The organism is Collimonas humicola, from assembly GCF_018304945.1.
GTDB lineage: Bacteria > Pseudomonadota > Gammaproteobacteria > Burkholderiales > Burkholderiaceae_D > Collimonas > Collimonas humicola.
In genome coordinates this window covers 176,507-191,859 of the sequence record NZ_JAGQEE010000005.1, presented here as the reverse complement: position 1 = coordinate 191,859, position 15,353 = coordinate 176,507, and the positions used below count along the sequence as shown (strand labels likewise).

Annotated in this window: 10 protein-coding genes; 5 read left to right on the top strand and 5 right to left on the bottom strand. The window is 61.1% G+C overall.

What is annotated here, in order from left to right; genetic code table 11:
* Window positions 1-99: 99 nt before the first annotated feature.
* Window positions 100-4,053 carry an ATP-dependent RNA helicase HrpA gene (gene hrpA / locus KHU30_RS16690; protein WP_211443753.1) on the bottom strand — a complete coding sequence of 1,318 codons (3,954 nt, stop codon included), beginning with the start codon at window positions 4,051-4,053 and terminating at the stop codon, window positions 100-102.
* 235 nt (window positions 4,054-4,288) lie between these two features.
* Between hrpA and KHU30_RS16685 the strand changes: the two genes are divergently transcribed.
* Window positions 4,289-4,522, top strand: a complete 234-nt coding sequence (locus KHU30_RS16685) for a hypothetical protein (RefSeq protein WP_211443752.1) — start codon at window positions 4,289-4,291, stop codon at window positions 4,520-4,522.
* 10 nt (window positions 4,523-4,532) lie between these two features.
* Here the strand turns inward: KHU30_RS16685 and KHU30_RS16680 are convergent, their stop codons facing one another.
* Window positions 4,533-5,954 carry an alkaline phosphatase family protein gene (locus tag KHU30_RS16680; protein WP_211443751.1) on the bottom strand — a complete coding sequence of 474 codons (1,422 nt, stop codon included), beginning with the start codon at window positions 5,952-5,954 and terminating at the stop codon, window positions 4,533-4,535.
* A 327-nt stretch (window positions 5,955-6,281) separates the two neighbouring features.
* On the opposite strand from KHU30_RS16680, the gene KHU30_RS16675 reads away from it, so the two are divergent.
* Window positions 6,282-7,970: a peptide chain release factor 3 gene (locus KHU30_RS16675; protein WP_211443750.1), complete on the top strand. Its 1,689-nt coding sequence runs from the start codon at window positions 6,282-6,284 to the stop codon at window positions 7,968-7,970.
* Between the two features lie 103 nt (window positions 7,971-8,073).
* On the opposite strand, the gene KHU30_RS16670 is transcribed toward KHU30_RS16675, so the two are convergent.
* On the bottom strand, window positions 8,074-9,402 hold the full coding sequence (locus KHU30_RS16670) for a dicarboxylate/amino acid:cation symporter (protein ID WP_211443749.1): 1,329 nt from the start codon (window positions 9,400-9,402) through the stop codon (window positions 8,074-8,076).
* Window positions 9,403-9,969: 567 nt separating this feature from the next.
* On the opposite strand from KHU30_RS16670, the gene KHU30_RS16665 reads away from it, so the two are divergent.
* The 3 genes from KHU30_RS16665 (at window position 9,970) to KHU30_RS16655 (ending at window position 12,582) form a co-directional block, all read left to right on the top strand.
* Entirely contained in the window at window positions 9,970-10,710 is a 741-nt protein-coding gene (locus KHU30_RS16665; RefSeq protein WP_211443748.1) for an acetoacetate decarboxylase, read from the top strand.
* Window positions 10,711-10,731: 21 nt separating this feature from the next.
* Window positions 10,732-11,514 (top strand): 3-hydroxybutyrate dehydrogenase, encoded by a 783-nt coding sequence (locus tag KHU30_RS16660; protein WP_211443747.1) that lies wholly within the window; start codon window positions 10,732-10,734, stop codon window positions 11,512-11,514.
* A 105-nt stretch (window positions 11,515-11,619) separates the two neighbouring features.
* A complete protein-coding gene (locus KHU30_RS16655) occupies window positions 11,620-12,582 on the top strand; it encodes a hypothetical protein (protein ID WP_211443746.1) in 963 nt (320 codons plus the stop codon).
* 36 nt (window positions 12,583-12,618) lie between these two features.
* Here KHU30_RS16655 and KHU30_RS16650 read toward each other — a convergent pair whose 3' ends face one another.
* A complete protein-coding gene (locus KHU30_RS16650; RefSeq protein WP_211443745.1) occupies window positions 12,619-13,941 on the bottom strand; it encodes a hemolysin family protein in 1,323 nt (440 codons plus the stop codon).
* 211 nt (window positions 13,942-14,152) lie between these two features.
* Window positions 14,153-15,349 (bottom strand): heme biosynthesis protein HemY, encoded by a 1,197-nt coding sequence (locus KHU30_RS16645; RefSeq protein ID WP_211443744.1) that lies wholly within the window; start codon window positions 15,347-15,349, stop codon window positions 14,153-14,155.
* Window positions 15,350-15,353 lie beyond the last annotated feature (4 nt).

Here is a 15,353-nt window from a genome sequence, read left to right as displayed (position 1 = left end):
AATCAGTTGGTTTAGGTATATATTTTGCGCAATTTTACGCCAAATAGCCTTTAAAGCGGCTATCTCACCGGCTTCGCTTCAATCCGTGTCTTTTCCGGCCTAGCGCTGCATGGTTTCCCATACTTTCTGCAAGCGCTTGGCCGATACCGGCATCGGCGTCTTCAACTCCTGCGCGAACAGCGAGACCCGCAATTCCTCCAGCAGCCAGCGGAATTCGTTCATCTTGGGATCGGAATTCTTGCTGCCGCGGTCTTTTTGCGCCCGTTGCCAAGGCACGGCCACTTGTAGCCATTCCGTCAACAAACGTCCATCGCGGGTCGGGTCGGCGCGCAATTTCTCCAGCCGGACGTTGACCGCCTTCAGGTAGCGCGGGAAATGCGTCAGGTTGGCGTAGTCGTTATCGGCGATGAAACGCTTGCCGACCAGCCCCTGCAATTGCGACTGGATATCGGCCACCGCCTGCGCATGCCCCTTGGCGCCCTGCAGCCTCTTCGGCAAGCCGTAGTATTCGGCCAGGATGAGGCCGGCCAGCCGGGCGATTTCGTTGCACAGCAAACCCAGGCGCGACTTGCCTTCGTCCTTGCGCTGCGCGAACTGCTCCGCATTCCTGGGCAAAGGTAACTGCAGGCAAGCGCGTTCCAGCCCGGCGGCGATGATCTGGTCGCGCAATTCTTCTTGCGACCCCAGTGCCATGAACTGCATGCCCATCTGCTGCAAGCCGGGGATATTCTTTTCCAGGAATTTCAGTTGCTCTTTCAGTTGCAAGGCAAACAGGCGGCGCAAGCCGAGGCGGTGGATGCGCGCCGCTTCGTTGGGATCGTCGAATACTTCGAGATCGCAATGGCTCGCCTTGTCCACCAGCGCCGGAAAGCCGATCAAGGTCTGCTTGCCCTGCTGGATTTCCAGCAGCTCCGGCAGTTCGCCGAAAGTCCAGCTGGTCAGCATGCTGTACTGGCCGGCCGGCTTGGCCGCCGCGGCGTCCGCGGGCTTGGCGGCAGCGTCTTTCTGTCCCGCTTGCGGCGCCGACACCTGCAGCGCCTGCGGCACATCGCTGGTCACCACCGTGTTTTCCGCCAGCTTCTGGAAGCTCTCGCGCGCCTGGCCGCCGAATTCATCCTGCAAGGCCGATAGGTTGCGCCCCATATCCAGCTGGCGGCCATGCTCGTCGACGATCTTGAAGTTCATCGAATGATGGGCCGGCAAGGTTTCCAGCTTGAAGTCCGTACTGCGGGCAATCACCGTGGTTTCGGTGCGGATATCCGCCATCAGCGCATCCAGCAGATTGCCGTGGCCGAACGCGTGGCGGGCCTGGACGCGTTCGCAGAAACCGGCAGCATAGTCCGGCAAGGGCACGCAATTGCGGCGGATTTTCTGCGGCAGCGATTTCAGCAGCAGATGCACTTTTTCCTTCAGCATGCCGGCCACCAGCCAGTCGCAGCGGTCGGCATAGACCTGATTGAGCGCATACAGCGGCACCGTCAGGGTAACGCCGTCGCGCGGCGTGCCCGGCTCGAAGTGATACGACAATGCCATCTCGATGCCGGCCACCCGCATCACTTTCGGGAACAGTTCGGTGGTAATTCCTGCTGCCTCATGCCGCATCAGGTCGTCGCGGTTAAGGAACAGCAGCTTGGGCGTCTGCACGCTGACGTCCTTGTGCCATTTTTCAAAGCTGATGCCATTGCAGATATCGGCAGGAATCAGTTTGTTGTAGAACGCCGCGATCAGTTCATCGTCGACCAGCACGTCAAGACGGCGCGACTTGTGCTCCAGGTTCTCGATCTCGCGGATCAGTTTCTGGTTGTGGGCAAAGAACGGCGCGCGGGTATCGAACTCGCCGCCGACCAGCGCATCGCGAATGAAGATTTCGCGCGCTTCGGCGGCATTGATCAAGCCGAAATTGATGCGCCGCTGGCTGTACACCACCAGCCCGTACAAGGTAGCGCGCTCGGAGGCCGACACTTGCGCCGTGCGTTTTTCCCAGCGCGGCTCGCCATACGATTTCTTCAGCAGATGGGCGCCGACCTTTTCCAGCCACTCCGGCTGGATCTGGGCGATGCAGCGCGCATACAGGCGGCTGGTGTCGACCAGCTCGGCCGCCATCACCCACTTGCCCGCCTTCTTCAACAGATGCGAGCCTGGCCACAGGTGGAACTTGATGCCGCGCGCACCGAGGTAATGCGGATCGTCGTCGGCCTTGAAGCCGACGTTGCCCAGCAAGCCGGTGAGCAAGGCGCAATGCAGCTGCTCATAGGTGGCGGGCGCTTCGTTGAGGCGCCAGCCCTGTTCGCGCACGATCGTCAGCAGCTGCGAATGGACGTCGCGCCATTCCCGCAGCCGCAGCTGCGAGAGGAAGTTGGCGCGGCAGTTATCCATCAGCTGACGATTGGTTTTCTTGTGCTCGATAGCGTCCTCAAACCATTTCCAGATCTTCAGGTAGCTGAGGAATTCGGATTTTTCATCGGCGAACTTCTTGTGCGCCAGATCAGCCGCGCCCTGCGCCTCCAGCGGACGATCGCGCGGATCCTGCACCGACAGCGCCGCCGCGATGATCAGCATTTCGCTCAGGCAGACATTATCCAGCGCCGCCAGGATCATGCGGCCGACGCGCGGATCCAGCGGCAACTTGGCCAGCTGGCGTCCGGTCTTGGTCAGCAGGTTGTTGTCGTCGACCGCCCCCAGCTCTTGCAGCAGCTGGTAGCCGTCGGCGATGGCGCGGCCCGGCGGCGGTTCGATGAACGGGAAAGTCTCGACATCGGTCAGGTGCAGCGACTTCATGCGCAGGATGACGGAGGCCAGCGACGAGCGCAGGATTTCCGGTTCGGTGAATTTCGGCCGCTGCAGGTAATCCTGTTCTTCATACAGGCGGATGCAGACCCCCGCCGCCACCCGGCCGCAACGGCCGGCGCGCTGGTTGGCGGCCGATTGTGCAATCGGCTCGATCTGCAGCTGCTCGACCTTGTTGCGGTAGCTGTAGCGCTTGACGCGCGCCAGGCCGGCGTCCACCACATAGCGGATGCCCGGCACCGTCAGCGAAGTTTCGGCGACGTTGGTTGCCAGCACGATGCGGCGCGCATTGGAGGCCTTGAACACCCGCTCCTGCTCCTGCGCTGACAGACGCGCAAACAAAGGCAGGATTTCGACATGGGCAGGATGGTGCTTGCGCAACGCTTCGGCGGCATCGCGGATTTCGCGTTCGCCCGGCAGGAACACCAGCACGTCGCCGGAACCGATGCGCGCCAGCTCGTCGACAGCGTCCACCACGGCGTCCATCAGATCACGCTGTTCGCGGTCGCGCTGGGCCGCGCTTTGCGGCGCATTCGGCTTGGCCGCGGCAGCCGCATTGGCCGCATGGCCCGGACTGACGCCGCTGCGGTCGGCATTGTCGACCGGCCTGTAACGCACCTCGACTTCATACAGGCGGCCGGACACCTCGATCACCGGCGCCGGCTTGTCGGCGCTGCCGAAATGGCGCGCAAAGCGGTCGGCATCGATGGTGGCCGAGGTAATGATGACTTTCAGGTCGGGCCGCTTGGGCAGCAGCTGCTTCAGGTAGCCCAGCAGGAAATCGATGTTCAGGCTGCGTTCATGCGCTTCATCGATGATGATGGTGTCGTACTGGCGCAGCAAGGGATCGGTCTGGGTCTCGGCCAGCAGGATGCCGTCGGTCATCAGCTTGATCCAGGCGCCCTTGGTCAGGGTGTCGTTGAAACGCACCTTGTAGCCGACGTGCTCGCCCAGCGGCGAATTGAGTTCCTGCGCGATGCGCTTGGCGGTCGAGGACGCGGCAATCCGGCGCGGCTGGGTATGGCCGATCATGCCGTGCAGGCCGCGGCCCAGCTCCAGGCAGATCTTCGGCAGCTGCGTGGTCTTGCCGGAGCCGGTCTCGCCGCAGACGATGATGACCTGGTTGGCGCTCAGGGCGGCGGAGATTTCCGCGCGCTTGCCTGAAACCGGCAGCTCCTCGGGGAAGACGATAGGCGGCAAGGCATTGCGTTGCGGTGGCGTTATCTCGCGCGAACGCGGTGATTTGATGGATTCTGGTGTTGACATGAGGATGGGATTATACAGAGCGTCATCCACGGATGAGCATCTTATAAAGGCGCCGGCAGCTGATGCATCCGCGCCTGTCGATTCAGGCATTGCGCCAGGTAAATTCTTGCTGGCAAAACAACAGCAATATGCTAACCTAAATTTCTCGGGAGTAACAGCAATTATCCCGACATCAATGCGTTCGCACTCGCTGGATTCTGTTTTCCAACCACTTTTACCGTGACGGAATGACTACATGAAGACTACCCTGATGCTCGCCTTTGTCCTGCCGCTTATGTCTGCGTGCGCAAGCAGCAGCCCCACGGATGCCGACGAAGCGGCCAATGCCGAGCCGAAGGAATACGTCACCGGCTCGATCATTCCATCGCATGCCAGGAAGGCAAGCGGCGGCCAGGCCGTCGAAGCGTTGTTGCCTGCCAACTACGGGAGCACCGTAACGCCATACACTGGCTACGGCAACGGACGCTGAACGGCGCCGCTCAAGAATTGACCCTGGTCGGCCGGCGCTTGAAAAAATCCACCGCATGCTGGCGCGTCTGGATCTTGTCCAGCGTGGCCGCAGGGTCGAGGCCGAAACGCCGCGCCGAGCCGCTCACCAGGCTTTTCTGCAAATCGTTGAGCGGCGTTGACGCTGGCGGCGGCAGCCAGTTTGCAGCCGGGGCGGCAATCTGCGGCAGGTCGGTGCGCGGCGCAGCCAGCGTCAATACCTGCTCCAGCGTCGGGGCGGCGGCAATGCGCTTGCTCGGCAGCATGTCTGCCGACGCGATGCCGATCCAGTCGCGCAAGGTCGCCAGTATCGAGGCGTGGTCGTAAGGAACGCCGGTGGCGGAGCGGAACACCGTGCCCGCGGCGATATAGGGCGAGACCAGCACCGCCGGCACGCGCACGCCGAAACGGTCGAAGCCGAAACCGCCGTCGCCGGGTGCGCTGGCGGCATCCGGCGCCTGTGCGCCGGCCGGCGGCAGCACATGATCGTAACAGCCGCCATGCTCGTCATAGGTAATGATCAGCAAGGTCCTGTTCCAGCCTGGGGATGTGCTGACGGCCGTCCAGATGTCGTGCAAAAACGCCTCGCCGGCCTGGATATCGTGCGGCGGATGCTGGTCGTTCGGTTCCAGCAGGAAGCAAGGCTCGATGAAACTGTAGGCCGGCAGCGTATCGCTGGCGCAGGCATCGACAAATTCTGTAAACCGGCTGAAATGCGTGTTCAGCAGCGGATCCCACAGCTTGGGAAACATGGTGCGCGTCAGCGACGGCGTCAACAGCGTATTGCTGTATACCGACCAGCTGCTGCCTATCGCTTGCAGCACGTTGTAGATGGTCGGCACATCCCATTGAAACGGATCCGGCGGGCTGCCGTTGTTGATGCGGCCGTTGGAAGTGCCGGCGTGCGCGAAGGCGCGGTTCGGCCAGGTTTGGCTGGGCACCGATGCGAACCAGGCATCGGATACCGCGTATTGCCGCGCCAGCGCCGCCAGCACCGGTATCTGGGCGCAATCGTGGCATTGCATGATCTGGGTCGCGTCTGCGGTCGTCGTGGTGGCGTAATTGACGACGAAGCCCTGCATGGGGCAGGAAGGCGCGGCGACCGCGCCCTGCGGGCCGTACAGCTGATAGGTCACGTTATCGAAGGTTTCCTCGGGATCGGGATCAGGTATGGTGCTGCTGGTCGAACCGCGCCCGACCAGCACCTTTTGCGGCGGATCGCCGCCAAAATAGCCCGAATTCGCCGGATTCCACATGTCGGCATGCAAGCCGTCGAACTGTTTCGCGCTAGCGCTCGGCAAAACCATTGCCGGCGAACTGCCGTTCGCATACAGCCAGCCCAGCATATTGTCGAGTGAACGGTTTTCGAGCATGACCACGACGATGTGCTCGATCTGCGGCAAGATCTTTCCCATGAGCATCCCCTTTGGGAAAAGTGTAGTACGGCCCCGACGAAGATCAAGCAAACAGCGCCCCCAGGCCGCTGCACCTGACATAAACGACAGTCGTCTTGGTGTAATTTCGACATCAAATGCGGGCGCGGCTGGCGCCGCATGGCGTAAATCGGCCATGGCGCCATCCGCAACGCGGGTGCCGGAAGCGTCAGCCGCGCCGTTACATACGTTATAATCGCGGGTTATTGGAAGCAAATGCTGCCCGCACAGCGGCAGCAGCCACGCTTGCCGTTTTCCCGTATCTCTATTTATCAAGGCAGGCGGCCGAGATCGCCTGAACCACGCATCATGCAAGAACCCGTTTCCGAGCAGCCGGACCTGGCTGGCGTTGACGCTGGCGCCGCCGACAGCGCCGACCTCGTCGCCCACAATGTCTCCGCCGAACAGATCGCCAGCGAAGTGGCGCGCCGCCGCACCTTCGGCATCATTTCCCACCCGGACGCCGGCAAAACCACATTAACTGAAAAACTGCTGCTGTTTTCCGGCGCGATCCAGCTGGCCGGCACCGTCAAGGGCCGCAAGAGCGGCCGCCATGCGACTTCGGACTGGATGGACATCGAAAAGCAGCGCGGTATTTCGGTCGCCAGCTCGGTCATGCAGTTCGAGTACCGCGACCACGTGGTCAACCTGCTCGACACCCCGGGCCACCAGGACTTCTCGGAAGATACCTACCGCGTGCTGACCGCGGTCGACTCGGCGCTGATGGTGATCGATGCTGCCAAGGGTGTGGAAACGCAAACCATCAAGCTGCTCAACGTCTGCCGCATGCGCAACACGCCGATCATCACCCTGATGAACAAGATGGACCGCGAAACCCGCGATCCGCTGGAACTGCTGGACGAGCTGGAATCGGTGCTGAAGATCCAGTGCGCGCCGGTGACCTGGCCGATCGGCATGGGCAAGACTTTCCGCGGCGTGTATCACCTGCTGCGCGACGAGATCCTGCTGTTCGCCGCCGGCAGCGACAAGGCCGACCAGACCTTTGAGGTAATCAAGGGCATCGACAATCCGCGCCTGGATGAAATGTTCCCGCGCGAAATCGAACAGCTGCGCATGGAAGTCGAGCTGGTGCACGGCGCCTCGCATCCGTTCGACCAGGAAGCTTTCCTGGCCGGCGTGCAGACCCCGGTATTCTTCGGCTCCGCCATCAACAACTTCGGCATCCGCGAAATCCTCAACGCGCTGATCGACTGGGCGCAGCCGCCCGGCTCGCGCGACGCCACCGTGCGCACGGTGGAACCGAAGGAAGCCAATTTTTCCGGTTTCGTCTTCAAGATCCAGGCCAATATGGACCCGGCCCACCGCGACCGCATTGCTTTCCTGCGCGTCTGCTCCGGTCACTTCCAGCGCGGCATGAAGATCAAGCACCTGCGCCTGAACCGCGAAATCAAGGTCTCCAGCGTGGTGACTTTCATGGCGTCCAGCCGCGAGCAGGTGGAAGAAGCCTACGCCGGCGACATCATCGGCTTGCCGAACCATGGCAACATGCAGATCGGCGACAGCTTCTCCGAAGGCGAGCTGCTGCAGTTCACCGGCATCCCCTACTTCGCGCCGGACTTTTTCCGCTCGGTGCGGATCCGCAATCCGCTCAAGATCAAGCAGCTGCACAAAGGCTTGCAGCAGCTCGGCGAAGAAGGCGCGATCCAGGTATTCAAGCCGGTCACCAGCAGCGACCTGGTGCTGGGCGGGGTCGGCGTGCTGCAGTTTGAAGTGGTCGCCAGCCGCCTGCTCAACGAGTACGGCGTCGACGCCGTGTTCGAAGGCACCAGCATCAGCAGCGCACGCTGGATCACCTGCGACGACAAGAAGATCCTGGCCGATTTTGAAAAATCCACCGCCGGCAACAATCTCGCTTACGATGCCGCCGGCAACCTGGCTTACCTGGCCACGTCCGGCGTCAACCTGCGCCTGACGCAGGAACGCTGGCCGCAGGTGGTGTTCCATGAAACGCGGGAGCATGCGGTCAAGCTGGGCTGAGCCTGCAAGCGGCAGATGTAAAAAAAAAGGAGATGCGATTGCATCTCCTTTTTTATTTTTTGAATCCAGCCCGGCGCGGGCATCGTTGCCCGCGCTGCCTGGTTTACGAATGCTCGCGCTGGTCCGCCTGCGCCAATGCCGCATCATGCGCAGCCATCTCCTGCTCGGCATCGACACCCTTGTTATCCAGCTGACGGTGCAGCTGCTGCTCATCCAGCTCGCCAGTCCATTTCGCAACCACCAGCGTGGCCACGCCATTGCCGATGGTGTTGGTCAGCGCGCGCGCTTCCGACATGAAGCGGTCGATGCCGAGGATCAGCGCCAGGCCGGCGACCGGCACATGGCCGACTGCGGACAGGGTCGCTGCCAGCACGATGAAGCCGCTGCCGGTGACGCCGGCGGCGCCCTTGGAGGTCAGCAGCAAGACCGCCAGCAAGGTCAGCTGCTGCATCAGCGACATCGGCGTATCTGTAGCCTGGGCGATGAAAATCGCCGCCATGGTCAGGTAGATCGAGGTGCCGTCCAGGTTGAAGGAGTAACCGGTCGGTATCACCAGGCCGACCACCGATTTCTTGGCGCCGAGGTTTTCCAGCTTGCCCATCAGGCGCGGCAGAACCGATTCCGAGGACGAGGTGCCGAGCACGATCAGCAGCTCTTCCTTGATGTACTTGACGAACTTCCAGACGCTGAAGCCGTGCATCCTGGCGACCACGCCCAGAACGCCGAAGATGAACAGCAGGCAAGTCAGATAGAACGCACCCATCAGCTGGCCCAGCGACAGCAACGAACCGACGCCGTACTTGCCGATGGTGAAAGCCATCGCGCCAAAGGCGCCGATCGGTGCAACCTTCATGATCAAGCCGACCATGCCGAACAGCACGTGCGAGAATTTTTCGATGAAATCGAACACCAGCGTGCCGCGGCCGCCGAATTTATGCAACGAGAAGCCAAACAGGATCGCAATCAGCAGCACTTGCAGGATTTCGTTCTTGGCAAACGCGTCGACAAAGCTGCCTGGAATGATGTGGAAGAAGAAATCGACCGTCGATTCCATCTTGCCGGGGCCGGTATAGGCAGCGATGCTCTTGGTGTCCAGTGTGGTGAGGTCGATGTGCATGCCTGTGCCCGGATGCCAGACGTTAACCACCACCATGCCCAGGATCAGCGCCACCGTGCTCATGATTTCAAAGTACAGCAGGGCCAGGCCGCCGGTCTTGCCGACCTTCTTCATATCTTCCATGCCGGCGATGCCGATGACCACGGTGCAGAAAATCACCGGTGCGATGATCATCTTGATCAGCTTGATGAAACCGTCGCCGAGCGGCTTCATGGCGGCCCCGGTTTCCGGATAGAGATGTCCCAGCACGACGCCGATCACGATGGCGGTCAATACCTGTACATAGAGTGATTTGTAGAGCGCTGGTTTTGCCATTTGTCCTCTCCGATTAGATTACGTTCTTTTTAGAATATCGCCGCTGCCGAGATGACGGCGCCGGCATTGATCTTACTGCCTTGCTGCTTATCTTGTTGCATGCACTGCTGTATTTTTTGCCATCGATCCGCCAGCGCATCCTCCCCGACACCTGAAACCGAAAGATGGAAAAAAGAGCGCAACTTTATCTGATAACGCTACCACCGCTCAAGTTATTATTTTTATTTAAGCGTACCAGCATGAAGTTGCATTTTGTGCAATCATCGTGCAGTGCACCACTTGAAACGGCGACAGTGAATATAATTGCATTCTGTGCTGTATTGCTCTTCAAGTAAATTCCCGCATGAGATATTTGCCAAACGGGACTTGAGATAGTCTTGTCACAATGTGTGTGTATCTTGGGCCGTGGGGGCGCATATTTTCAATTTCAAATCAAGCAAGCTGCAATCTTGCGATGCAACCGTAAAACGGCGCCGCGCAGGAGATGGAAAGTAATGGCAACCTTTCGCTTGTTCAAGCTGTCTCAGACAAGCCGTACAGCAGGTCTTTTCATAACGAGGAAGATATATGACTGAAAACGATGTCCGCAAAAATGCCTTTGCGATGCCGATCCACAACCCGGCCTTTCCACCCGGTCCTTACCGCTTCGTCGACCGTGAATTCCTGATCATCACCTACCGCACCGATCCGGAAGCGCTCAAGAAAATCATCCCGGCGCCGCTGCAGTTTGTCGAGCCCATCGTCAAGTTCGAATTCATCAGGATGCCGGACTCCACCGGTTTCGGCCACTACTGCGAATCGGGGCAAGTCATTCCGGTCACATTGGACGGCGTCGCCGGCGGCTATGTGCACAGCATGTACCTGAACGACCACCCGCCGATCGCCGGCGGCCGTGAACTGTGGGGCTTTCCCAAAAAGCTCGGCAATCCGGAACTGAAGGTCCATACCGATACCCTGATGGGCACGCTGGACTACAGCGATTTCCGGGTCGCCACCGGCACCATGGGTTACAAGCACAAGACGCTCGACAACGACGCCGTCAAGAAGTCGCTGGAAACGCCTGCCTTCCTGCTGAAGATCATTCCGCATGTCGACGGCACCCCGCGCATCTGCGAACTGGTACAGTACAGCCTGACCGACATCACCATCAAAGGCGCCTGGAGCGGCCCCGGGGCGCTGGACCTGCATGCGCATGCGCTGGCGCCCATCGCCGACCTGCCGGTGTTGGAAGTCATCTCCGCGGTGCACATTCTGTCCGACCTGACGCTGCCGCTGGGCACCGTCGCTTATGATTATCTCGCCAAGTAACCACATCAATAGAGGAATACCATGTCACTCAAAGATAAAGTCGCACTGATCACCGGTTCCGCCAGCGGCATCGGCAAGGAAATCGCCATTGAATACGCACGCGCCGGCGCCAAGGTCGTGATCGCCGACCTGCAGCTCGATGCCGCCACCGCCACCGCCGATGAAATCACGCAGTCGGGCGGCATCGCCATGGCGGTCGCCATGAACGTCACCGACGAAGCGCAGGTCGACAAAGGCATCGCCGACACCGTCGCCGCCTACGGCAGCATCGACGTCCTGATCAGCAATGCCGGGATCCAGATCATCGCCCCTATCGTCGACTCGACCCTGGACAACTGGAAAAAAATGCTGGCGATCCACCTCGACGGCGCCTACCTGACGACCCGCGCCGCGATGCGCGAGATGATCAAGAAGGGCAACGGCGGTTCGATCATCTACATGGGCTCGGTCCACTCGCACGAAGCTTCGCCGCTGAAGGCGCCGTACGTCACCGCCAAGCACGGCTTGATCGGCCTGGCGAAAGTGGTTGCCAAGGAAGGCGCTAAAAACAAGATCCGCGCCAATGTCATCTGCCCAGGCTTCGTCCGCACACCGCTGGTGGAAAAGCAGATTCCGGAACAAGCCAAGGAACTCGGCATCACCGAAGACCAGGTGGTCAAGACTGTCATGCTGAAAGACACCGTGGACGGTGAATTCACCACCACCCACGACGTCGCCCAGACTGCGATTTTCCTCGGCGGCTTCGAATCGAATGCGCTGACCGGCCAGTCGATCGTGGTCAGCCACGGCTGGTTCATGCAGTAACCATTGCTACCTTGCAGTCATTGGCATGAACAAAAAGGCAAGAAGCAGTTCTTGCCTTTTTTTATCGATGCGCAATGCTGCAAAACACTGATCCTGGAATTCATTTTGAGCGCATCTTATTACTTGTCCCGCACTGCCCGCCGCTTGCGGCTTACCTGCTGCCTGTTATTGGTGACCGGCAGCCCGATCCTGCCGGCAAAAAACCTCCCGGCGAAAGCGCCCGTTTCTGCGTCCGCTGCTGCGTCCGTTTCAGCGCCGGCATTCGCCAGCAGGCAGGCAGCGCTTGCCGCATTGCCGCCGCTGATGCTGTGGGTCTGGGAGCGTCCCGACGACACCCGTTCTTGGCTTGCCAACAGCGCCAGGTCCTCAAAATCGTCCGAAGCGGGGGACGCCGCCAGCGCCGACCTGCAAGCGCAACGCATAGGCGTCGCCGTGCTGGACACCACAGTGCTGCTGCGCGACGGCAGCGCCACCGTGCGGCGCCGCCAGCAGCCCTTGCGCCTGCCGCCGGACTGGTATGCCGCCGGCAGCTTGCAGCCGAAAGCGCCGGTAGTCACCATCGTCCACATCGACATGGCGCGCGCACCCCACAAGCCGGCTCTCAACGAGCGGCAAAAACAGACCATCGTCAGGGCTATTGCAGCTGCCGCAAAGCGCAGCCCGAGCCAGGTAGTGCAGCTCGATTTTGACGTCGCACATAGCCAGAAGCCGTTCCTGGCCGACGTCGTGCAGCGCAGCCGCGCTGCGCTGCCGGACAATGTCGCGCTGTCGATCACTGCCCAGGCATCCTGGTGCGTCGGCGACGCCTGGCTGGCCGACCTGCCGGTCGACGAGGTCGTGCCGATGGCCTTCCTCATGGGTGGAGAAGCCAAACGCACGCAAGAAATATTGATCAATGACGGCCGCTTCCCGCGCCCCGAATGCCAGCCGAGCCTGGGGCTCTCGCTGGATGAACAGCCATGGCCTGACAAGCTGCGCAGCCAGCGGCTCTACCTGTTCAACCGCGCCGCCTGGTCGGCCACGCCGATGGCAAGCTGGTCGGTGCGGCTGGGGGCGTTTTTGCCGTAATTGATCGATAGCGCGGCTGCCGCGCCTATCTGACCATTATCCGAGGTCGAGCGCACGCGGCGCCGGATACACCTTCACCAGCACGATGCGCGGGCCGTTCATTTTCTTGACCACGATATCGAAGCCGTCGAACCCGATCTTCTGCCCTTCGTGCGGCAGATCGCCCAGCTTGGCCATGATCAGGCCGCCGACCGAGTCGACGTCCTCATCGCCGTCGATGACAACGTCGATGCCGAGGATGCGCTCGAGGCTGAAGATCGGCAGGCTGCCCTTGCCCAGCAAGGTGCCGTCGTCGAGGCGGCTCCACTCATTGTCGTTGCGGCGGAATTCGTCGCGGATCTCGCCCACCATCGCGCCCAATATGTTGTCGAGCGTGATGAAGCCTTCCGGCTTGCTGCCCTTTTTGCCGATGATGGCGAAATGCGGCGCGCCGGTGCGGAAACGGCGGAACAGTTCGAGCGCCGGCATGCGCGGCGAGACGTACTCCACCGGCCGCAGGAAAGCGTTCAGGCTGTCGATCGGCTTGCCTTCCTGCTGGGCGATGAACAAGTCCTTGAGATGGATCACGCCCAGCACGTTGACGCCCTCCTGGTCGAAGAACGGGTAGCGGCTGAAGCGGTGGCGATAAATGGTCTGCAGGTTTTCCTGCAGGCCGGCAGCCTGGTGCAGCGCCGTGATCTCATTGATCGGGCGCATCAGGTCGGACACTTCCAGCTCGCTGAAATCGAGCGACTGCGCCAGCACGTTCCATTCGTCGCGGTTGAATTTTTCGCCGGCGTGGCTGCCGCGCAGGATCAGCTTCAGTTCGTCGGCCGAATACTGCGCATCGTGGCCATGGGCAGCGGCCAGGCCGGCCATGTGCAGGATCCAGTTGGCGCTGGCGTTGAGCGCCCAGATTGCCGGATACATGGCCCAGTAAAAACCGTACAGCGGCAAGGCGCACCACAGGCCGATGACTTCCGGGTTGCGGATGGCGACGGTCTTCGGCGCCAGTTCGCCGATCACGATGTGGAGGAAGGAAATCAGGAAGAAGGCGAAGAAAAACGAAACGCCGTGTATCAGTTCCGGCGAGCTGACGCCGAGCAGGCCGAACAGCGGCTGCAGCAGGCTGGCAAAGGCCGGTTCGCCGATCCAGCCGAGGCCGAGCGATGCAAGTGTAATACCGAGTTGGCAGGCGGACAGGTAAGCGTCCAGCTGGCGGTGCACGATGCCCAGGATGCGGCCGCGCAAGCCTTGGGTCTTGGCGATGGCGCGGATGCGCGTCTGGCGTAATTTGACTAAACCGAATTCGGCAGCAACGAAAAAACCGTTGAGGGCTACCAAAAATAATGCTGCGATAACCAGTAGCAGGTTGTTCAATGAATCTCTTTCACAGGTAATGACGGACCACTAGTATAGGCGAGCATGGCCATTTCGACAAAATCGGCGTTGTCTGCGCTCAGCGGACCGGCTTGACAACAGAGCAAAGCCCGCCGATAAAAATGGGGCAGAGTCATTTACGCGACATCAGCGCATAAAACCCTGCCCCACTTCGGCGCCGCAAACAGTCGGCGCCTGATCATTCTTCCAGCTACAGTGCAGTCGCCAGCGCGCACTGCCGGTAGTGCTCGGCCGCCAGTTCCGACTGATCGATCGCTTCGTGCAACTGTCCCAGCCGCAGATGCGCCTCACGCACCGTGGCCGGCGCTACCGCATCGGACAAAGCCTGTTCCAGGTGACGCTGCGCCTTGCCCCACAATTTCTGCTTGAAACAGAAGCTGCCCAGGGTCAGCGCCAGCTCGGCGTCGTTCGGCGCCCTCGCGGCCCAGCGTTCGCAATGCTCGATCTGCGCCAGCAATTCCGGCGTGCCTTCGGCAGCGACGGCGTCGCGGTAGGTCGCCAGCAGGCGCTGGTCCCATTCCGTGGCCATGGATTTTTCGACGATGGCGCGCGCTTCGGCGTGCAGGCCGCACTTGTTGAAGGCGCCAGCGCCGCGCATGGCGATGAACGGCTTGCTGCGGTCTTCGTTGGGCACGGTGGCCCACAGGCGCGTGATCGATTCGGCATCGTGCACATCGTCCGACAGCAAACCGTCATAAGCCAGTTCGCGCAGGCGCGTCGACAAGGCCGGATGCAAGGCATCGTGCTTGTTCAGCGTACGCACCAGGCGCAGCACTTCCGGCCAGTTCTTGGCTTGCTGGTTAGCTTTCAGCGCCAGCCGCAAAGCGTGGATATGGCGCGTGCCTCGTGCATTCAGCTCGCTCACGGCTTGCAGCGCCGCTTGCGACTTGTGTTCGTCCACCAGCAGATCGAGGGTGGTGATCAGGCGCGCGGTTTTCAGCGGCTCGTCGTCCTCGATGCTGGCCAGCCAGATATCGCGCCGCTCGGGTTGCCCCATGCGATGCGCGGCGCGAGCGCCGATCAGCGCCGCCACGCCCAGGTTGTCCTGCAGTTCGGCAGCGCGCGTGGCGGCCTTTTCAGCCTGGCCGAAGCGGCCCTCGAACAGGGATTTGAGAGAATCGCGCAAGGCGTTGTTGGCCGTTGTCTCGCGCTTGTGGCGGCGATAGCCGATCACGCGCGCAGGCAGCTTCTGGGTCACGCGGATGGTGCGGATCACCACATACAGGAGGATGAACAGGAGCAGCAGCAGGACGACGAAGAAATTCAATGACAGGTCGATCCGGTAAGGTGGGAAAAACAGCACCACGTTGCCGGGGTTGTAACGCGCCAATACAGCCAGGCCGATGGCGACCGCAAACAGAGCTACAAGCCGGAGAAAGAATCGCATATGA